Source organism: Actinomadura sp. NAK00032 (assembly GCF_013364275.1).
In the GTDB taxonomy this organism is placed as follows: Bacteria; Actinomycetota; Actinomycetes; order Streptosporangiales; family Streptosporangiaceae; genus Spirillospora.
On record NZ_CP054932.1, the window covers coordinates 8982726 to 9001030 of the forward strand.

Sequence of the window (18305 nt, forward strand, 5' to 3'; positions counted from 1 at the left end):
CGCATGCGGAAATACCGTGTGATCAGCGGGAACCGCGGGCATGATCGGAGTGTCTGATACTTCGGTGACATCCCCGAGTTCGACTGTCGTTCATCTTGGTCAGGAAAGATCACGGTATGACCGTCAATCCAGGACAGCTCCCCCATCCGGACGAAGCGCTGCCGGACGACCGCTTCCTCGATCGGGAGGAGAGCTGGCTGAGATTCAACCAGCGCGTCCTGGAGCTCGCCGAGGACCCGGGCCTGCCGCTGCTGGAGCGCGTCCGGTTCCTGGCGATCTTCGCGAGCAACCTGGACGAGTTCTTCATGGTGCGGGTCGCGGGCCTGGCCCGCCGGATGGCGACCGGGCTCGCCGTCCAGTCCGCGAGCGGCCGGCAGCCCCGCGAGGTGCTGGAGCGCACCGGCGAGGTCGCGCACGGGCTGATGCGGCGGCACGCGTCCTGCTTCCGGGACGGGATCCGCCCCGCGCTCGGCGACGAGGGCATCGACATCCTGCGCTGGGAGGAGCTGGCCGAGACCGAGCAGGAGCGGCTGCGCCGGCTGTTCCGCGACCGGATCTACCCGGTGCTCACCCCGCTGGTCGTCGACTCCGCGCACCCCTTCCCCTACATCTCGGGCCTGTCGCTGAACCTCGCGGTGATCGTCCGCGACCCGGAGACCGACGCGACGATGTTCGCCCGGGTCAAGGTGCCGCCGCTGCTGCCGCGCTTCATCGAGGCGTCCCCGGACCGGTTCACGCCGCTGGAGGACGTCATCGCCGCGCACCTCGGGCAGCTGTTCGTCGGGATGGAGGTCGTCGAGCACCACGCGTTCCGCGTCACCCGCAACCAGGACCTGGAGATCGACGACGACATCAGCGAGGGCCTGCTGCAGGCGCTGGAGCGCGAGCTGCTGCGCCGCCGGTTCGGCCCGGTCGTGCGGCTGGAGGTGGAGGAGTCGATCTCCGCGGGCGTGCTGGAGCTGCTCACCTCCGAGCTGGCGGTGGACGAGGGCCAGATCTACCGCGTCGGCGGGCCGCTCGACCTCGGCGGCCTCGCGGCGATCGCCGACCTCGACCGCCCGGAGCTGAAGTACCCCCCTTTCGTCCCGTCGAAGGAGGCGCTGCCGGAGGATGCGAGCATCTTCGGCGCCATCCGTGAGCGGGACGTGCTCGTCCACCACCCCTACGACTCGTTCACCACGACCGTCCAGCGGCTGATCGAGGACGCGGCGGCCGACCCGCGCGTCCTCGCGATCAAGCAGACGCTGTACCGCACGAGCGGCGACTCCCCGATCGTGGACGCGCTGATGAGCGCCGCCGAGGCGGGCAAGCAGGTCGTGGTGGTCGTCGAGCTGAAGGCCCGGTTCGACGAGCGCGCCAACATCGCGTGGGCGCGCAAGCTGGAGACGGCCGGCTGCCACGTCGTGTACGGGTTCGTCGGGCTGAAGACGCACTGCAAGCTCGCGCTGATCGTCCGGCAGGACGACGAGGGCCAGCTGCGCCGCTACTGCCACATCGGCACCGGCAACTACCACCCGAAGACCGCCCGCCTCTACGAGGACTTCGGGCTGCTCACCGCCGACCCCGAGGTCGGCGAGGACGTCAGCGCCCTGTTCAACCACCTGACCGGCTACTCGCGGCAGAGCTCCTACCACCGGCTGCTCGTCGCGCCGAACAGCCTGCGGTCGGGGCTGGTGCAGCGGATCGAGCACGAGATCGACAACCGCCGGGCCGGCCATCCGGCCCGGGTCCGGATCAAGTGCAACTCGCTGGTGGACGAGGTGATCATCGACGCGCTGTACCGGGCGTCGCGGGCCGGGGTGCCGGTGGACGTCTGGGTGCGCGGCATCTGCGCGCTGCGTCCCGGCGTGCCCGGCCTGTCGGACATGATCCGGGTGCGCAGTGTCCTCGGCCGGTTCCTGGAGCACTCGCGGGTGTTCGCGTTCGAGAACGGCGGCGAGCCCGAGGTGTGGATCGGCAGCGCCGACCTCATGCACCGCAACCTGGACCGCCGCGTCGAGGCGCTCGTCACCGTCACCGACCGGGCGCAGCGCGACGACCTGCTCGCGCTGCTCGACCGCGCGATGGAGCCCGGCACGCACGCCTGGGCGCTGGACGGCGACGGCACCTGGACACGCGGCCGGGCCCGCCCCGGCGAGACGCTCCTCGACATCCAGACGCACCTGGTCAAGAGCCGCCGGTGGAGGACGGTCGATGGCTGAGGTCATCCACGCCGCGGGGGCGGTGCTGTGGCGGGACGGGCCGGGCGGGGGGCCGGAGTTCGCGGTGATCCACCGGCCCCGCTACGACGACTGGTCGTTCCCGAAGGGCAAGGTCGACCCGGGCGAGCACGTGCTGCGCGCCGCCGTCCGCGAGATCGAGGAGGAGACCGGCATCACCGCCCGCCTCGGCCACCGGCTCCCGACCGTCGCCTACCCGATCGGGGACCGGACGAAGCGGGTCGACTACTGGGCGGCCCGGCCGGTCGCCGAGAGCGCGTTCACCCCGAACCACGAGGTGGACGAGCTGGTCTGGCTCCCGGCCGCCGAGGCGGAGGCCAGGCTCAGCTACCGGCACGACATCGACCTTCTGCACGCGTTCCTGCGGGGGCCCGTACACACGGCGCCGCTGGTGATCCTGCGGCACGCGTCCGCCGGGGAGAAGCGGGAGTGGCGGGAGGCCGACGAGCTGCGCCCGCTGGACGCCGCCGGGCGGCGCGAGGCCGCCGCCCTGGCCGGGCTGCTGCACGCCTACGGGCCGATGCGGGTGATCAGTTCGGCGACGGCGCGCTGCCTGGAGACCGTCCTGCCCTATGCGCGCGTTACGCGGGCGTCCATCGCCACGGAAGCGGCATTCACCATCGGTGACACCGGCCCGGAAGAGGCCGTTGAACGGCTGCTCTCCCTGGCAGGCGCCGGCGCGGTCGTGTGCACGCACGGGGAGGTCGTGTCCGCGCTCGTCACCGGGCTGTGCAAGGAAATGGGGGAGAACGTCCCGGACGACCCGAGCCTCCGCAAGGGCGAGTTCTGGGCTGCGCACCTCGCGGAGGGCTCGCTGGCGTCACTGGAGCGCCACAGCGCCGGGGACGTCTAGCAGGGGGAGGCTCAGAAGGACGGGCCGAGCGTCTGCGACCAGGTCGTGGCCAGGCGGTCGCGGGCGCTCTCCGCCTCGATCTGCTCCTTGCCGTACAGGACGCCGAGCGTGAACGCGTCCGCCGGGTTCTTCGTGCGCTTCGCCGCGGCGGCGAGGTGCTCCATGGCGATGACGCCGTCCTGGTAGCCGCCGAGGACCTCCTGCAAGCGCTTGGCGTCCTTGACCACCCGCTTCGCCCCGATCCCCAGCACCGGGACGGCCAGCTCCGCCGCGTACCTGGCGCGCTTGGCCTCCTTGCGGGTCTCGTGGCGCGCGGTCTCCGGGTCGGCGGCCGTCCGGATCGACGCGTACTCCCCGGCCATCCGGTCCCAGGCGCGCGTGACGAGGCCGGGCAGCTCCTTGCGGGCCTTGCGGGCCGCCGCCGCGCCGAGCGGCGGGTCCGCGACCAGGCGGTCCAGGTCGTCGAGCAGCGCGAAGTACCTCGGCTCCTTCAGCACGGTGTTCATCCGCCGGTACGCCGACCGCTCCCGCCGCTCCAGGTCGTCCAGCAGGAAGGCGGGCGCGCCCTGGAACCGCATGCGCAGCACCTCCAGGTCGCGGACCTCGCCGAGGACCTGGGCGAGCCAGCGCAGCTCCGGGCCGAGCGGCGCCGTCCGCTCCGGGTCGAGGACGGGCCGGTAGCTGCGCAGCGCGCTGCGCGTCCGGCGGACGGCGACCCGCATCCGGTGGACGGCGTCGTCCTCGCCCAGCCGCGCCTTCGGGTCGACGGTCACGATCGCCTCGACCTGCTCGGCGAGGTAGGCCAGCACGACCTCGCCGGTCGTGATCGCCGGCGCCTTGCCGTTGCAGGTGGCCGCCGCGATCCGCGACCGGGCCGCGGACCGCGCCGCCGCCGGCTCCGACGGGGCGACGGCGTCGCCGAGCAGCCGGCCGAGCTTGGACGACGACTTGGCCCGCTTCGCGCCGCCCTTGCGGAGCCGCTTCCCGGCGGCCTTCAGCAGGTCGGCGGTGCCGGTCCCGAGCTCGACCTCGATCTCGCGCCACCGCTCGGGCGCGGCGTCCGCGCCGCCCCGGCCGGTCACCAGGTCGTCGGCGACCTCCGCCAGCTCGGCCCCGTCCGCGCCGAGCAGCCGGACGACCGTCCGCCGCGTCTCCAGCGTCGCGACCGGGCGCAGCTCCGCGCCGCGCGTGTGCACCGCGACCAGCCCGGCGAGCCGTGCCGGGACGGCCAGCGGGCGGCCGAGCGGCGCGCGCAGCTCCTGCTTGCTGTCCGGGCCGGCGGGCATCTTCAGGTGCCAGCCCGCGTCCGGGCCGCCGCGCCGCCGGCGCAGCGTGATCTTGTTGGCGGCGAGCCGCAGGTCGGGGGTGTCGAAATAGGTGGCGTGCAGCTCATGGGTCTCGGGCTCCCCGAGCGCCGCCACGCCCGGCAGCCCGGCCAGATCCGGCAGGACGAAGTCGGCGGCGGCATCGTACTTCTGCTCGATCTCGAGATGCCTCTCGGCCACGGGCTGCTCCCTCAACGACGCTCGACAAACGGCACGCACACCCAGATAACAAGCATTCCACGCCCAGGTGAACAGCAGGGGAAAGCTTTACCCGGCCTCCGTGCCGCTTCTCCGTGGCCGGACGCGGACGAGCCGTCCGTGGAGCGTTCCGTACTCGGCACGGATGCCGCCCGTACCGCCGGCCAGCGATGCTCTTAACACGGCGACCGGCCCGGAGAGGCGGTCGCCGACCAGCGAGAACACAGGAGTGATCATGGCCGAGAGCAACACGTACGAGGGGTTCACCGCCGAGGAGCGGGCCGCGATGAAGGAGCACGCGCAGGATCAGAAGAAGGCGGCGCGGCGCGGCTCGGCCGCGGACAAGGCCGCGGAGGCGAAGCGGGACCTCCTCGCGAAGATCGCCGAGATGGGGGACGCGGACCGGGTCATGGCCGAGCGCGTGCACGCCGTCATCACGGACGCCGCGCCCGTCCTCACGCCGAGGCTCTGGTACGGGATGCCCGCCTACGCGCTGGACGGCAAGGTCCTCTGCTTCTTCCAGAGCGCGGCGAAGTTCAAGGCCCGCTACGCCACGCTCGGGTTCAACGACCCGGCGAAGCTCGACGACGGCGCGATGTGGCCGGCCGCGTTCGCGCTGACCGAGGTGACGCCGGAGGTGGAGGAGCGCATCGCCGCCCTCGTGCAGCGGGCGGTGAACTGAACGCGCCCGCGCCTACCGGACGGTCGCCGGGGCGAGCCCGAGCCCGGCGAGCGCGGCCTCTCCGGCGGCGGCGTGGTCGCCGCCGGCGAGGAACAGCGTGCGCGCCGCCTGGTACGGGCAGCCGGCCGCCTCGAACGCCGCCGCGGCGGCGAGCTGGCGCGGGAGGTCGCCGTCGAGCAGCGCCTCCGCCCGGTCCACCTGCGCGGAGGCGACCGGGTTGCCGGTGACGACCGTCCGGGCGGCGGCGATCCGGCCCCGCGCCTCGGGATGCCCGGCGAGCACCGCCGCCTCCGCGCGCAGCGCCGTGTACCAGTGCAGCCAGACCCAGCAGACCCACTTCCACACCTGGCCGGGCTCCGGGGCGACCCGTTCCAGGGCCGCGCCTGCGTCGCCGTGGTGGAGCAGGACCATGGCGTCGAAGACCGCGCCGTAGCCCAGGCGGTTGTCCCCTTCGGGGCCGGCCTGGGCTGCGATCGCGAGCCAGGACGCGCGGGCGTCCTCGTCGCCGCGCAGGCCGTGGACCATCGCGACCGACGCGGCGGCGGGCGCGAGGGACCGCGACCGCAGGCCGTTCTGCTCCCACGATTCGAGGAAACGGTTGCTGACCGGGAGCAGCTCGCCCGCCAGGCCGCTGAACGCGTCCGCGACGAGGAGCCAGGACGTGGCGTGATGCCCCGCCTCCGCCAGCAGCGGATGGTCGGCGAGCTGCCCGCCCCAGCGGCGGGCCTCCGGCAGCCGCCCCACGCCGACGGCGGTGCCTGCGGCCATGGCGAGGGCGTCCATCAGCTCGTGCGTGCCGGCGGGGCCGTCCGGCTCGGCGGAGAGCAGGGCGATCCGGCGCCGGGCGGCGGCCGCGGCGGCGAAGGGGTCGCCCGCCCAGCTCTGCGCACCGGAGAGCGCGTCCAGGGCGGCGGACTCGGCCACCGGGTCGCCCGCGCGCCGCGCCAGCTCGACCGCCCGCTCCGCCTGCCGGACCGTCTCCGCCGCCGGGTTCTCCGGGTCGCCCTGGACGGCGCCGAACGCGTCCGCCTCCACCGCCGCCTCCGCCAGCGCGACCGCCGCCTCGGCGGCCGGTGAGTCGCCGGCCAGCTCCCGCGCCTCCGCGAGGATCGCCGACACCTCGGCGGCGGGCGGGGTGCGCTCGAACGAGCTGGAGAACCGGTAGGCGACGGTCGCGGCGGCGGCCAGGTCGCGTCCGGCGCCGGCGGTGTCACCGGCGCGGCGGGCGGCCTCGGCGGCGGCGCGGTGCAGCCGGTACATCTCGCCGTCGAGGCTGCGGCACCCGGCCACGGCGGCGGCGTGCCGCAGCGCCGCCGCGGCGCTGGTGCCGTCGGCGGCGAGCCCCGCCGCCTGCTCGAACCGCTGCTGCGCCTCGCCGAGCAGGTTGCGGGCGAAGGCCAGCTCGGCCATGGGCAGCGCGAGCCGGTAGGCGTCCGGGCGCCGCTCGGGCAGGTCGGCGGCCCAGGTGAGCGCGGCCCGCATGTCCTCGGCGGCGTCGTCGAACCGGGCGCGCCAGTCAGCGCCGCCGGTCTCCCGCAGGGCGGACGCGTTGGCCAGGCACCAGCGCAGATGCCGGGCCCGGACGTCCGCAAGCTCGCCCGTCTCGGCGAGCCGCTCCGCCCCGTACTGGCGGATCGTCTCCAGCGCGTGGTACCGGGTGCCGGACGCGGACGGCGCCACCGAGAGCAGGCTCTGCTCGGCGAGCGCCCCGAGCCCGTCGACGACGGCCGCCGGATCCAGCGGCGCGAACCCGGCGACCTCGGCGGCGGCCCCGGCGGTGAACGGCGCGACGAACACCGAGACGCGGTGCAACAGCGCCTGCTCCGCAGGTTCCAGCAGGTCGTGGCTCCAGTCGAGCACCGCCCGCACCGACCGGTGCCGGTCGTCGGCGCGGGGCCCGCCGGTGAGGATCCGCAGCTGGTCGGAGAGGCCCGTCATGAGGCCGTCCAGCCCGAGCGTGGACCACCGCGCCGCCGCCAGCTCGATCGCCAGCGCCATCCCGCCGAGCCCCTCGCAGACGGCCACGGCCTGCTCGCGCGTCACCGGGTCGGGCGGCAGGCCCGCCACCGCCGCCCGGTCCAGGAACAGCGCCACCGCCTCGGACTCGCCGCCGCCGTCCCGCGACAGCGGCGGGACGGCCACGACCTGCTCGAACGGGACCATCAGCCGGGCCCGGCTCGTCACCAGCACGCGCAGCTCCGGGCAGGCGGCGAGCAAGCGCTCCACGAACGGCGCCACCCCGTCCCGGACGTGCTCGCAGTTGTCCAGCACCAGCAGCGCGCGGCGGTCGGCCAGCGCCGCCGCGACCGCGTCGTCGATGCCGCGTCCGGGCTGCTCCCCGACGCCCGCCGCCGCCGCGACCGCCGCGCCCACCCGTCCCGGCTCGCTGACCGGGACCAGGTCCGCGAACCACACCCCGTCGGCGAAGTCGCCGGCCAGGTCCTCCGCCGCCGCGAGCGCGAGCCGCGTCTTGCCGACCCCGCCGGGCCCGGCCACGGTCACCAGCCGGTTCGCCCGCACCGCCGCGGCCAGCTCCCGGCGCTCGCGGACCCGTCCGATGAACGCCGTCAGCGGCGCCGGCAGCGCGGGCGCCGACCGCGTCCGCTCGGCGCGGGCGACCTCGTCGGCGTGCCGGGCGAGCGCCCGCCGGTCCGGCAGCGCCAGCTTGCGCAGCAGCGCGGACACGTGCGACTCGACGGTGCGGACCGACAGCACCAGCCGCGCGGCGATCTCGGCGTTGCTCAGGTGCGCGCCGACCAGGGCGAGCACCTCGGCCTCACGGGCGGAGATCGTGGTCACCGGCCCATTATCCGTGGCGGGTTCCGTGCTCGGCACGGAGGCGTCCCGCTCGCCGGACGGGAGAGCCTGGAGCCCCGCCGGACGTCCGCCGGCCACGACCCGAGGAGCGACCATGACCCTCCCCGCCCCGCGCTCGCGCGCCGAGCGCCGCCGCGACACCGAGCACCGGCTCGCCCACGACGTGGACGTCTGGGTGGCGACCGCCTCGCCGGACGGCGTCCCCCACCTGGTGCCGCTGTCCTTCGACTGGGACGGCGAGGCGCTGCTCGCCGCCACCCCGGCCGACAGCCCCACCGGCCGCAACCTCGCCGCCGGCCGCACCGTCCGGCTCGCCCTCGGCGACACCCGCGACGTGTCCGTGCTCGACGGCACCGTGGAGGTGCTCGACCTCGACGCGCTGCCGCCGGAGCGGGCCGACCGGTTCGCCGCGCACTCGGGCTTCGACCCCCGCGCGGCGGGCGGCGCCTACCGCTGGTTCCGGATCACCCCCCACCGCGTCCAGGCGTGGCGCGAGGTGAACGAACTGCCCGGCCGCGACCTCATGCGCGACGGCCGCTGGCTGCCCTGACCTCCCGGCTGGCAGGTTTCAGCCTCCGGCGAGGGGAACCTGGCGGCCGAACGGCGCATCAATACCTCCGACATCGCCTGACATGGGGGTTTATGTGAAGCGCGCAGTCCCGGTCCTCGCCGCTCTCGCGGCCGGGGGCGTCCTGGTGCTCGGCGGATGCCAGTCCAACTCGCACAGTTGCGTCAATGGCGAGTGCCACGTGACCGTGACCGGCGCCGGACAGACCGTGGAGGTCAACGACGTCGACGTCACCGTCTCCCAGATCTCCGGCCAGGGCGTCACGATCTCGGCGAACGGCTCCACCCCCACCACCCTCGCCAACGGCCAGCGCGCCCGGGTGGGCCCAGTAACGATCACCGTGACCTCCATCGAGAACGACAAGGTCAAATTCGACCTCCGCTAACGCCGGCGGGCAGCCGCCGTGTCCCGGTCAGGGCGGGAGGAGGGCGCGGCAGGTGGTGGTGATGAAGGTGTCGGTCTCGAGTGGGGGCGGGCGGCGGGCCAGGAGGTGGCGGCGGACGGCGCCGTAGGGGACGTCGACCGTGGCGAAGAGCAGCCGCTCGCGTTCCAGGCCCGGATGCCGTTCGGTGAAGGAGTCGAGGGCGGCGGCGCTCTCCTGGTTCAGCGCGGCGAACCGCTCCGGCCATTCGGCCACCAGGTCCTGCCGCCGGTGGAGCAGCAGGACGGCGGCCTCGTCCGGATGCGAGCGGCACCAGCGGGGCGTGTGAAGCGCCGCCGCCTCGGCGTCGCCGGCCGCCAGGGCCGCGACGAACCCCTCCTGGAAGCGGTGCGCGCAGCGCGCCCAGAGCGTGGCGAGCAGCAGGTCGCGGGACCCGAACCGGTGGTAGATCGAGCCGGACGGGGCGCCGAGCCGCGCCGCGATGGCGCCGATGGTGGCCGCGCCGGGCCCGTCCTCGGCGACCACCGCCAGCGCGGCGTCGAGGATCCGGTCCTCGCCGAACTTGGCCGGTCTTCCCATGGCAGCGCCCTCCATGCTAGTAGTGGGAGCATTCTAGAACATCTTCTCTAAAAGAGGTGCCCATGACCGCCGACGCCGATCTCGTCGCCGGGTTCTACGCCGCCACGCAAGCGCGGGACGCCGCCGCGATCCTCGCGCTGCTGCATCCGGAGTTCGAGGCCCGCACCGCGCCCGGCCTGCCGTTCGGCGCGGGCGGCACGTTCCACGGCCCCGAGGAGACCCTCACCCGCGTGTGGGGCGCCATCTTCGCCGAGTACGACACGGCCCCCTACGCCGAGACCTCGCACGAGACGGGCGACGGGCTCGTGGTGGTGACCGGCCACTACCGGGGCACCGCGCGCTCCACCGAGCGCCGGTACGAGGCGGAGTTCGTCCACCTGTGGCGCGTCACCGACGGCCGGATCTCCTGGCTCCACCAGTACACGGACACGGCCCGCTGGCATGAGGCCCTGGTCCCTCTGGGCTGAGGCCTCGCTACGGGGCCTCAACCGCTGAGATCAGGTAGCGGTTGACCTCGGCGCCGCGAAGTTGCGCCGACTGCTCCGGCGACGGGCCCATCCTCGGAAGCGCTCGACGTCCTCGCCGCTTTCCCAGCGCTCGGACACGTTGATGCGGCCGGGCTCCAGGAGATCGGCCGAAATGGCGAAGTCAAGGCATCCCGCTGCCTTGGACGACAATTCACACATATTTCCCCGACCAGTGGCGATGGCGCTACATCGATGTTTTTGTGATGGTATGACCGCTGTCGGACGGGGGCACTTCCAGGCGTCTTCTCCCGCCGTACGCTCGCATCGGGCTTTCGGGAGGTCGGGGAGAATGAAGCGTCTGTACGAACGGTCCAGCAGGCGGACGGAGCCCGGGGCGCTCGATCCGCAGGTACGGGCGGCGATCGCCGCGCACGCCCAGGAGCATCTGCTCGGGAACGTGCTCGGCACCGCGCGGTGGTGCTGCGTCACGCGCAGCGTGCGGCTCAAGCGGCCGGGGCCGCTGGCGAGGCTCACGGGGACGGGCGACCCCGACGGCGAGCACACGACGGTCGCGCTGCTCCCGCCCACCTATCTGGTGGTGGCCGTGGCAGGGAAGCGCCGGGGCGTCCACGTCCGGTCGATCTGGCTGGGGGACGTCAGCATCCACGCGCCCTCGCCGCTCGTCCCGGACACGGGGGTCAGCGCCACCGGCCTGTGGTCGGGCATGCCGGAAGCGGCCTCTTTCCATATCGCCCTCGGCGACGACGCCGACGGAAAGGCCTTCCTCACCGCCTTGCGCAACGCCGTCACCGCCGCAAAGTCGAGTGGTTAGGGCGGGACCGACTCACCGCGCCTTCGCCATTGATCAGACGATGCGGGCGCAGAGTACTCCCTTGCGGAAGTCGTTCCATCGCAGCGAGCCGCTCGGGCACCTGGACTCGTAGTAGCCGGTGAACTGGAGGATGTAGTTGAACCCCCGGGGGACGGTGTTCTTACCGCAGCTCCACGAGGTCATCAGGCCGTGCCCGGTGATGGACGCCGTGCTGCCGTCCTTCGAGCTCTTCTTACCCAGGAAGCATTCGCCGTCCCTGAACTGCCGCCGCACGCAGAGATAGATCCGCTCTCCGTCGTGGTAGGGCGACCTCCACCAGTCCTCCCCGTCGAGCAGCTCGGCGTCGCACCCGCTGCTGGAATCCTCCACGTCGTAGACCTTCAGGTACGCGTCGCTCCGGCCGCAGGAGACGGCGGTCGGCTTGTTCTCGCTCCACTCGGAGGAGTCGTAGGGGTCCTGGTAGGCGTCCAGGCAGTCGCCGACCCTGATCTCGTCGAACGCCTCGAAGGTCGGGTCGGGGGTCGGCGTCGGGCTCGACGAGCGGGTGGTGTCCGAGCCGCCGTAGGTGCCGGACGTCCGGGTCCTGGTCGAGGTGGGCGACGACGTGGACGACGACGAGCCGGCGTTGTCCGATGGGCTCGACCGGTCCTGGGCGGCGACGGCGATGAGCAGGGCGACCAGCAGGACGCCGATGACCCCGGCCGCGATGCCGCCTGCCGGGGCCGGCGGTTTGACCGGTGGCCTAGCCGGCGGTGCGACCGGTGGGCGCGGCGGCTGCCGCTGCGGCGGCGCCTTGGGCTTGGGCGGCGTCTGCGCCTTCGGCTTGGGCGGCGCCTTGGGCTTGGGCGGCGGCTTCGGCTTCTGCTTCTGCTTGGGCCCGGACTTCTTCCCCGCGCCGGCGCTTCCCGCGAAGACCTCCGTCTCGGCGACGCGGGTGGCGATCATCGTGTCGAACGTCTCCGGCAGGGACATGCCCTCGTCCGGGGCCAGCGCGGAGCAGCGGTCCAGGAACTCCTCGGTCGGCGGACGGTCGTCCGGGTCCTTCTCCAGGCCCGCCGCGATGAGCTCCAGCAGCGCCGCCGGGATGCCCGCCAGGTCGGGCTGCTCGTGCCGGACGCGGTAGCCGAGCGCGTCCGGCGGCCCCTCCCCGAACGGGTGGCGGCCGGTGGCCGCGAAGGTCAGCACGGCGGCCAGGCAGAACACGTCGCTCGCCGGCCCGATGTCGCCGCCGAGGTACTGCTCGGGCGACATGTAGCCGGGCGTCCCCACCAGGGTCAGGCTCTGGGACGTGGCGTCCATCGCGCGGGCGATGCCGAAGTCGATGATCCGGGCGCCGTCCCCGGCCAGCAGCACGTTGCCCGGCTTGAGGTCCCGGTGGATCACGTTCTGCTCGTGGACGGCACCGAGCCCCTCCGCGAGGCCGGCGCCGAGCGCCGCCACCGACGCCTGGGGCAGCGGGCCGTTCTCGTCCACGGCCTCCTGCAGCGTCGGCCCGGCGATGTACTCCGTCACCAGCCACGGCGGGTCGGCGTCGGGGTCGGCGTCCACCACGTGCGCCGTGTAGAAGCCCCCGATGCGGCGCGCGGCGGCGACCTCCTTCGCGAACCGGCGCCGGAACGAGGCGTTGTCGGCGAAGTGCGGGTGGACGACCTTGACCGCGACCAGCCGCCGTCCCTGCGAGCGTCCCAGATAGACCCGGCCCATCCCGCCGGCCCCCAGCCGGGCCAGCAGCCGGTAGGGGCCGACCTGCTCCGGATCCCCCGCCTTGAGCGCCTTGAGTCCCGCCCCGGACATCCCACCCCCACACCCTGCTGGACATGATCGTCTATTTGACGCCAACAGTACCGAGAGTGTTCGTCCCGTTCTGCGTCTTCCGACGCACAGCCGGCGCCCCCGCGCGGCTGGGGGCCCGCCTCACTCGCGGGCGGCGAGGAGCGTCGTCGGGGACGGCCGGGTCGCGGCCATCGCGGTGAGCGCCCCGGCCGCGGTCGTGATGGCGAGGGACGCCGCGACGAGCAGGCCGAAGAGCGTCCACGGCACGGCGAGGATGCGCACGCCGCCCGGCCCCGGGTGGAAGCCCGCCAGCGCCGCCGCCGCGACCAGGGCGCCCAGCGACAGGCCGATCACTGTCACCACCGCGGCCTCGACGGCGGCCATCACGACGACCTGCACGCGGCTCAGCCCGGTGGCGCGCAGGACGGCGAACTCGGTGCGGCGCTCGGCGGCGGCGAGCACGACCGCGTTGACCACCGCGATCGCCGCGTACAGGCCGGACATGCCCATCAGCACGGACATGATCCCCATCGTGCCGCGCTGCTGCTCGGCCACCCTGGCGTCCGCCCACCCGGCCAAGGTGCGCACCTCGCCGAGGCCGGCGGCGCGGATCCGGCCGGCGACCGCACGCGGCGACGTCCCGGGGGCGACCTGGACCAGGGTCTCGGTCGGCGCGTCCGCGAGCATCGCGGCGGGGACGAGGTCGCGCGGCACCAGGAAGTTGTCGCTGCCGTTCTCCAGGACCTCCGGCATCCGCGCGACGGTGCGCAGCTTCAGCTCGCGGGTGCCGATCCGCGCCGTCACCGTCCCGCTGCGGACGCCCTCGGCGGCGAGCCGGGGACCGATCGCGACCGTGCGGCCGTGCAGCGCGTCCAGGGATCCGGAGCGCAGCACGAGGCGGTGGGTGCGGCGGTAGGCGGCGGCGTCGACCGCGGTGATCCCCGCGTGGTACGTCCGCCGGTAGGAGCGCTGCTCAACGCGGTGCCGGACGGTCACCGACATCTCCACCCGGCTCTGCGCGGACGCCACGGCGACGCCCGGCACGTCCGGGATGCGGGCCGCGGCGGCACCGGTCGAGGTCACCACCAGGTCGACGGCCGTGATGCGCTGCAGGTCGGTGCCGGTGGCGCGGGCGAGCGAGTTCAGCGCGCCGGTGAGGCCGATGAGCAGCCCGACCAGGACGATGAGGGGCGCGGCGGTCGAGGCGCTGCGCCGTACCGCGTCGCGCAGTCCGGCCTGCGCCAGGTCGCCGAGAGCGCTGGTGCGCAGCACCGTCCCGAGCAGCCGGCCGAACAGCGGGACGGCCAGCGGGCTCAGCGCGCTGAGGGCGATCGATCCGAAGACGGAGACGGCCATCGCGATCAGCAGGGCGCCCAGCAGGTCGGCGCCGTGCCCGGCCGCGACGAGCAGCACCGTGAGGGCGAGCGAGGAGACGCCCGCCAGCCAGCGGCCGGCGGTCATCACGCGGGTCGCGCGGGGCGCGCCGCGCAGGGCGTCCAGCGGACGCACCCGGGCCGCCCGGTAGGCGGCGGCGAGCACCCCGCAGATCGCGACGCCGATCCCCACGCACGGCGAGAGCACCAGCACCCCGTTGGACCAGCGCGCGGAGAAGTCGTCCGGCAGCAGCCCGATCCCGATCAGCAGCCGGCCCTGCGCCCAGGTGGCGGGCACCCCCAGCGCGATGCCGAGGGCGCTGCCGGCGAGCCCCAGCAGGAACGCCTCGCCCAGCAGCAACCGGACGATCTGCGGGCGGCTCCCGCCGATCATGCGCAGTTAGCGGGGCCGGTGCCGCGCGCGCTCCGCCAGCCCGACGCCGGCCAGCGCGGCGCGCACGTCCGCGCGGGACGGCCGGGCGCCGGCCAGCCTCAGCGGGAGCGCGACGTTCTGCTCGGCGGTCAGCGAGGCGACCAGGTTGAAGTTCTGGAAGACGAAGCCCATGGCGCGGCGCCGCAGCGCGGTCAGCGCGGCGTCGGTCGCGCGGGTGATGTCCTGCCCGGCCAGCACGACGCGTCCGGCGGACGCCCGGTCCAGGCCCGCGGCGCAGTGCAGCAGGGTCGACTTGCCGGAACCGGACGGGCCCATCACGGCGGTCCAGGTGGCGGCCGGGAAGGCGACGCTGACGCCCGCGAGCGCATGGACGCGCGCCTCGCCCGTCCCGTAGTGCCTGCTCACCTCATGCAGTTGCACAGGCGGGGGCGGCGGGTGGTTCATCGCAGGGCGCCCAGGTCGATGCCGCGCGCCAGGGCCTGGTAGCCCGCGTCGTTGGGGTGCAGGCCGTCCTCGTAGACGTAGGCAAGGCGTGGACGGTCAGGGTCGGCGGGGTCGGCCATGATGCGGTCGGCGTCCAGGACCGCGTCGTACTCGCCGCTGGTGCGGATCCAGTGGTTGACGGCGTCGCGCTCCTTCTCCACCTGCGGCGTCCACACCGGGAACAGGGCGCCCTTCATCGGCAGGATGGTCGTCCCGACGACCTTGAGGCCGCGTGCACGAGCCGCGCGGATCAGCTGCCGCTGGGCCGCGATGACCTGCCGGGCGGTCGACGGCCCGCCCGGCACCAGGCACGGGTCGCCGGGAGTGTCGCGGATGTCGTTGGCGCCGAGGTGCACGATGACCGACCGGACGCCGGGCCGGGCCAGGACGTCGCGGGCGAACCGGGCGGTGGCCTTCTCGCCGCTGCACGCCGAGTCGTACCGCAGCCGGTTCCCGCCGATCCCCGCGTTGACGACGCCGAGCGGGCGGCGGGCGGCGGCGAGCCGTTCCGCGAGCGCGTCCGGGAGCCGCGCGTCGGCGCCGGGGGACGCGCCGACCCCGTCGACGAGCGAGTCGCCGAAGGCCACCACGGAGCCGGTACCGGCGGTGCCGCCGGTCACGTCGACGCCGGCCAGGTAGTAGAGCGCGTCGGTGGTCTCGGTGTAGGCGTCCGAGCCGATGTCGGACAGGTGGTCGCCGGGCGCCCGGTAGGCGGGCGCGGTGGTGAAGCGGTGGAAGGTCGCCGGCCCGGTGGCGCCCGTGAACCGGAGCGTGACGGCCAGCTTCTCCAGCGGCGCCGTGGTGAGCGCCACCGGATCGCTGACGAGTTCCCGGCCCGGCGGGACGGTGGCGGAGCGCCCGCCGCCGAACGTCAGCGCGGTCGCGGTACCCGGCCACACCTTGGCGCCGCCTCCCGACCGGCCGACCGCACCGGCGGCGACCCGCAGCGGGGACGTGCCGTAGCGGTTCGACAGCCGGATCCGGATCCGCGTGCCGCCCGTGCTCAGCCGGACGACCTGCCGCAGCGAGTGGTCGCGGAAACCCGCCACCGACCAGTTCGGCCCGTCGTCCTCGCCGCCGTTGAGGGGCCGCTGCATCGCCGTCCCCCAGCTCTGCGACCAGCTCGCGGACGGTGCGGCGACCGGTCGCGCCGACGCCTCGGGACCGCCGGGCAGCGCGGGCACGAGCCCGGCGACCAGCACCATGCCGGTCACGCCGGCCAGGGGAAGGATCATCCGTGCGGAGGGCTTTCGTCTCATGCCTCGATCCCACCGCCGAGGCACCCCGCGCCACATCACGGCAGGCCCCCGACTTCGGGGTATGCCCAGCACTACCCGGACTCCGCACCCGGAAGGCTCGGCTACCGTACGCCTGTGCCGACCGACCCGCCGCCGATCGCGCCGGCGACCGCGCTGGCCGCGATGGGGCGGCGCCGGTTCCTGCTGACGGGCTGGCCGTGGCGCGCCACGGCGTTCGCGCTGTCCACCGTGCCGGTCGCGCTCGCCGCGTGGGTGCCGCTGGCCGTGCCCGCGCTGCTGTGGCTCCTGGCGGTGTCCCCGGACGCCGGGCTGGGCGAGCGGGCGCTCCTCGTCGTCCTCGGCGCCCTGCTCGCCGCCGTGCTCGGGCCGCCGGTCACGCTGCCGCTGGCGCGGCTGGAGCGGCGCCGCCTGCGGCTGGTGGACGCCCGTCCGGCTCGTTCGGGCCACCGGCGTCCGTCCGCCCCCGGCTTCGGCCCGTGGCTGCGCACGCGCTGCACCGAACCGGCGACCTGGCGCGAACTCGGCTACTTCCTGCTGGTGGCCGCGCTCGTCCCGGTGCTCTACGCCGCGCTCCTCGCCGTGCTGGTGTTCCAGTTCGGTGCCGCCGCCGCGCCGCTGATCCTGCTGGGCGGGGACGGGCCGATGGCGCTCGGGCCGGTGAAGGTCGCCACTCCGGCGGACGCGCTCCCGTACGCGATCGCCGCGCTCGTGCTGCTGCCCGCCGTCCCGTACCTGCTCGCGCTCGTCGCGGGCGCGCAGGCCGCACTCGCCCGGACGCTCCTCCAGCACGGCTCCGGGGAGCGGCTCCAGGCCGAGCTGGTCGAGGTCGAGCGGTCCCGGGCCCGGCTGGTGGACGCGTTCGACGCCGAGCGCCGCCGCATCGAGCGCGACCTGCACGACGGCGCCCAGCAGCGGCTCGTCGCGCTCACCATGAAGCTCGGGCTCGCCCGCATGGACCTGCCGCCCGGGTCCCCGGCGGCCGAGGGCGTCGCCGACGCCCACCGGGAGGCCAAGCAGCTGATGACCGAGCTGCGCGAGCTGGTCCACGGCATCCATCCCCGCGTGCTCACCGACCGGGGGCTCGCGGCGGCGCTGGGCGAGCTGGCCGACCGGTCGACGCTCCCGGTCGCGGTCGACGCCGACCTGCCCGGCAGGCCCCCGCACCACGTGGAGGGCACCGCCTACTTCGCCGCCGCCGAGGCGCTCACCAACGCCGCCAAGCACAGCGGCGCCGCGCGGGCGGAGGTGACCGCGCGGTGGGACGGCGGCGTCCTCACCGTGGAGGTCGCCGACGACGGCGCGGGCGGCGCCGACCCGCGCCTCGGCACCGGGCTGACCGGCCTCGCCGACCGGGTCGCGGTGATCGACGGCAGACTGCTGGTGTCGAGCCCCGCCGGGGGGCCGACCGTCGTCCGTGTGGAGCTTCCGTGCAGCCTGAGCGAACCGCCGTCCGCGTAGTCCTCGCCGAGGACGGCGCCCTGCTGCGGGAGGGCCTGGCCGGCCTGCTGGCGAGGTTCGGGTTCGCGGTGGCCGCCGCCGTGGGCGACGCCGAGGCGCTGCTCGCGGCCGTCGCCGAGCACCGCCCGGACCTGGTCGTCACCGACATCCGGATGCCGCCGGGCTTCTGCGACGAGGGCCTGCGCGCCGCCGTCGCGCTGCGCCGCGCCGACCCGGACCTCGCGGTCGTGGCGCTCAGCCAGTACGTCGAGCTGAGCTACTCCGCCGACCTGCTGGACTCCGGGACGGGCCGCCGCGTCGGCTACCTGCTCAAGGACCGGGTGGTGGACGTCGCCGACTTCGCCGCGTCGCTGCACCGGGTGGTGGAGGGCGGCACGGTGGTGGACCCGCAGGTCGTCCGGCAGCTCATCCGCCGGCGCCGGGACCCCCTCGCCGAGCTGTCGCCGCGCGAGCGCGAGGTGCTCGCGCTCATCGCCGAGGGCTGCTCCAACGCCGCCATCGCCCGGCGGCTCGTCGTCACGGAGGCCACGGTGGGCAAGCACGTCCGCGGCATCCTCGCCAAGCTCGACCTGCCGCAGACGGACGACACGCACCGCAGGGTCCTCGCCGTGCTCGCCTACCTGCGCGGCCAGGGGTGACCCTG

The 18305-nt window shown here is 74.7% G+C and carries 16 protein-coding genes; 9 read left to right on the top strand and 7 right to left on the bottom strand.

Going from position 1 to position 18305, the window contains the following annotated elements; translation table 11 throughout:
• Positions 1-116 precede the first annotated feature (116 nt).
• Together HUT06_RS41420 and HUT06_RS41425 are read left to right on the top strand one after the other, a co-directional pair.
• Positions 117-2201 (top strand): RNA degradosome polyphosphate kinase, encoded by a 2085-nt coding sequence (locus HUT06_RS41420; RefSeq protein WP_176200682.1) that lies wholly within the window; start codon positions 117-119, stop codon positions 2199-2201.
• On the top strand, positions 2194-3072 hold the full coding sequence (locus HUT06_RS41425) for an NUDIX hydrolase (protein ID WP_176200683.1): 879 nt from the start codon (positions 2194-2196) through the stop codon (positions 3070-3072). Before HUT06_RS41420 ends, HUT06_RS41425 begins: the two co-directional genes overlap by 8 nt.
• A gap of 11 nt (positions 3073-3083) precedes the next feature.
• On the opposite strand, the gene HUT06_RS41430 is transcribed toward HUT06_RS41425, so the two are convergent.
• Positions 3084-4577: a CYTH and CHAD domain-containing protein gene (locus HUT06_RS41430; protein WP_176200684.1), complete on the bottom strand. Its 1494-nt coding sequence runs from the start codon at positions 4575-4577 to the stop codon at positions 3084-3086.
• 253 nt (positions 4578-4830) lie between these two features.
• Between HUT06_RS41430 and HUT06_RS41435 the strand changes: the two genes are divergently transcribed.
• Positions 4831-5277 carry an iron chaperone gene (locus HUT06_RS41435; protein WP_176200685.1) on the top strand — a complete coding sequence of 149 codons (447 nt, stop codon included), beginning with the start codon at positions 4831-4833 and terminating at the stop codon, positions 5275-5277.
• Positions 5278-5289: 12 nt separating this feature from the next.
• On the opposite strand, the gene HUT06_RS41440 is transcribed toward HUT06_RS41435, so the two are convergent.
• Positions 5290-8190 carry a LuxR C-terminal-related transcriptional regulator gene (locus HUT06_RS41440; protein ID WP_176200686.1) on the bottom strand — a complete coding sequence of 967 codons (2901 nt, stop codon included), beginning with the start codon at positions 8188-8190 and terminating at the stop codon, positions 5290-5292.
• Here HUT06_RS41440 and HUT06_RS41445 point away from each other — a divergent pair.
• Together HUT06_RS41445 and HUT06_RS41450 are read left to right on the top strand one after the other, a co-directional pair.
• Positions 8189-8644 carry a pyridoxamine 5'-phosphate oxidase family protein gene (locus tag HUT06_RS41445; RefSeq protein WP_176200687.1) on the top strand — a complete coding sequence of 152 codons (456 nt, stop codon included), beginning with the start codon at positions 8189-8191 and terminating at the stop codon, positions 8642-8644. The genes HUT06_RS41440 and HUT06_RS41445 overlap by 2 nt on opposite strands.
• Before the next feature lie 94 nt (positions 8645-8738).
• Entirely contained in the window at positions 8739-9047 is a 309-nt protein-coding gene (locus HUT06_RS41450) for a hypothetical protein (RefSeq protein ID WP_176200688.1), read from the top strand.
• Positions 9048-9074: 27 nt separating this feature from the next.
• Here the strand turns inward: HUT06_RS41450 and HUT06_RS41455 are convergent, their stop codons facing one another.
• A complete protein-coding gene (locus tag HUT06_RS41455; protein ID WP_176200689.1) occupies positions 9075-9623 on the bottom strand; it encodes a TetR/AcrR family transcriptional regulator in 549 nt (182 codons plus the stop codon).
• Between the two features lie 62 nt (positions 9624-9685).
• Between HUT06_RS41455 and HUT06_RS41460 the strand changes: the two genes are divergently transcribed.
• Together HUT06_RS41460 and HUT06_RS41465 are read left to right on the top strand one after the other, a co-directional pair.
• Positions 9686-10090 (top strand): nuclear transport factor 2 family protein, encoded by a 405-nt coding sequence (locus tag HUT06_RS41460; protein ID WP_176200690.1) that lies wholly within the window; start codon positions 9686-9688, stop codon positions 10088-10090.
• A 349-nt stretch (positions 10091-10439) separates the two neighbouring features.
• Positions 10440-10922: a hypothetical protein gene (locus tag HUT06_RS41465; RefSeq protein ID WP_176200691.1), complete on the top strand. Its 483-nt coding sequence runs from the start codon at positions 10440-10442 to the stop codon at positions 10920-10922.
• Between the two features lie 33 nt (positions 10923-10955).
• Here HUT06_RS41465 and HUT06_RS41470 read toward each other — a convergent pair whose 3' ends face one another.
• The 4 genes from HUT06_RS41470 to HUT06_RS41485 form a co-directional block, all read right to left on the bottom strand.
• On the bottom strand, positions 10956-12716 hold the full coding sequence (locus HUT06_RS41470; protein ID WP_176200692.1) for a serine/threonine-protein kinase: 1761 nt from the start codon (positions 12714-12716) through the stop codon (positions 10956-10958).
• 120 nt (positions 12717-12836) lie between these two features.
• A complete protein-coding gene (locus HUT06_RS41475) occupies positions 12837-14462 on the bottom strand; it encodes an ABC transporter permease (RefSeq protein WP_176200693.1) in 1626 nt (541 codons plus the stop codon).
• Between the two features lie 6 nt (positions 14463-14468).
• Positions 14469-14867, bottom strand: coding sequence for an ATP-binding cassette domain-containing protein (locus HUT06_RS41480; protein ID WP_254715665.1), 399 nt, complete (start codon positions 14865-14867; stop codon positions 14469-14471).
• 35 nt (positions 14868-14902) lie between these two features.
• Positions 14903-16204, bottom strand: a complete 1302-nt coding sequence (locus tag HUT06_RS41485) for an SGNH/GDSL hydrolase family protein (protein WP_217711651.1) — start codon at positions 16202-16204, stop codon at positions 14903-14905.
• A 114-nt stretch (positions 16205-16318) separates the two neighbouring features.
• Between HUT06_RS41485 and HUT06_RS41490 the strand changes: the two genes are divergently transcribed.
• Both HUT06_RS41490 and HUT06_RS41495 read left to right on the top strand, forming a co-directional pair.
• A complete protein-coding gene (locus tag HUT06_RS41490) occupies positions 16319-17662 on the top strand; it encodes a sensor domain-containing protein (protein WP_254715666.1) in 1344 nt (447 codons plus the stop codon).
• Complete coding sequence (locus HUT06_RS41495; protein ID WP_176200695.1) at positions 17632-18300, top strand: response regulator transcription factor; 669 nt, start codon at positions 17632-17634, stop codon at positions 18298-18300. The genes HUT06_RS41490 and HUT06_RS41495 overlap by 31 nt, the downstream gene beginning before the upstream one ends.
• Positions 18301-18305: the final 5 nt, after the last annotated feature.

Excerpts from the sequence above, each read along its gene's own strand:
- HUT06_RS41465 (WP_176200691.1), top strand. The coding sequence starts at position 10,440 with ATGAAGCGTCTGTACGAACGGTCCAGCAGGCGGACGGAGCCCGGGGCG.
- HUT06_RS41460 (WP_176200690.1), top strand. The coding sequence starts at position 9,686 with ATGACCGCCGACGCCGATCTCGTCGCCGGGTTCTACGCCGCCACGCAA.
- HUT06_RS41455 (WP_176200689.1), bottom strand. The coding sequence starts at position 9,623 with ATGGGAAGACCGGCCAAGTTCGGCGAGGACCGGATCCTCGACGCCGCG.
- HUT06_RS41445 (WP_176200687.1), top strand. The coding sequence starts at position 8,189 with ATGACCCTCCCCGCCCCGCGCTCGCGCGCCGAGCGCCGCCGCGACACC.
- HUT06_RS41470 (WP_176200692.1), bottom strand. The coding sequence starts at position 12,716 with ATGTCCGGGGCGGGACTCAAGGCGCTCAAGGCGGGGGATCCGGAGCAG.
- HUT06_RS41485 (WP_217711651.1), bottom strand. The coding sequence starts at position 16,204 with ATGAGACGAAAGCCCTCCGCACGGATGATCCTTCCCCTGGCCGGCGTG.
- HUT06_RS41425 (WP_176200683.1), top strand. The coding sequence starts at position 2,194 with ATGGCTGAGGTCATCCACGCCGCGGGGGCGGTGCTGTGGCGGGACGGG.
- HUT06_RS41435 (WP_176200685.1), top strand. The coding sequence starts at position 4,831 with ATGGCCGAGAGCAACACGTACGAGGGGTTCACCGCCGAGGAGCGGGCC.
- HUT06_RS41440 (WP_176200686.1), bottom strand. The coding sequence starts at position 8,190 with ATGGTCGCTCCTCGGGTCGTGGCCGGCGGACGTCCGGCGGGGCTCCAG.
- HUT06_RS41475 (WP_176200693.1), bottom strand. The coding sequence starts at position 14,462 with ATGATCGGCGGGAGCCGCCCGCAGATCGTCCGGTTGCTGCTGGGCGAG.
- HUT06_RS41420 (WP_176200682.1), top strand. The coding sequence starts at position 117 with ATGACCGTCAATCCAGGACAGCTCCCCCATCCGGACGAAGCGCTGCCG.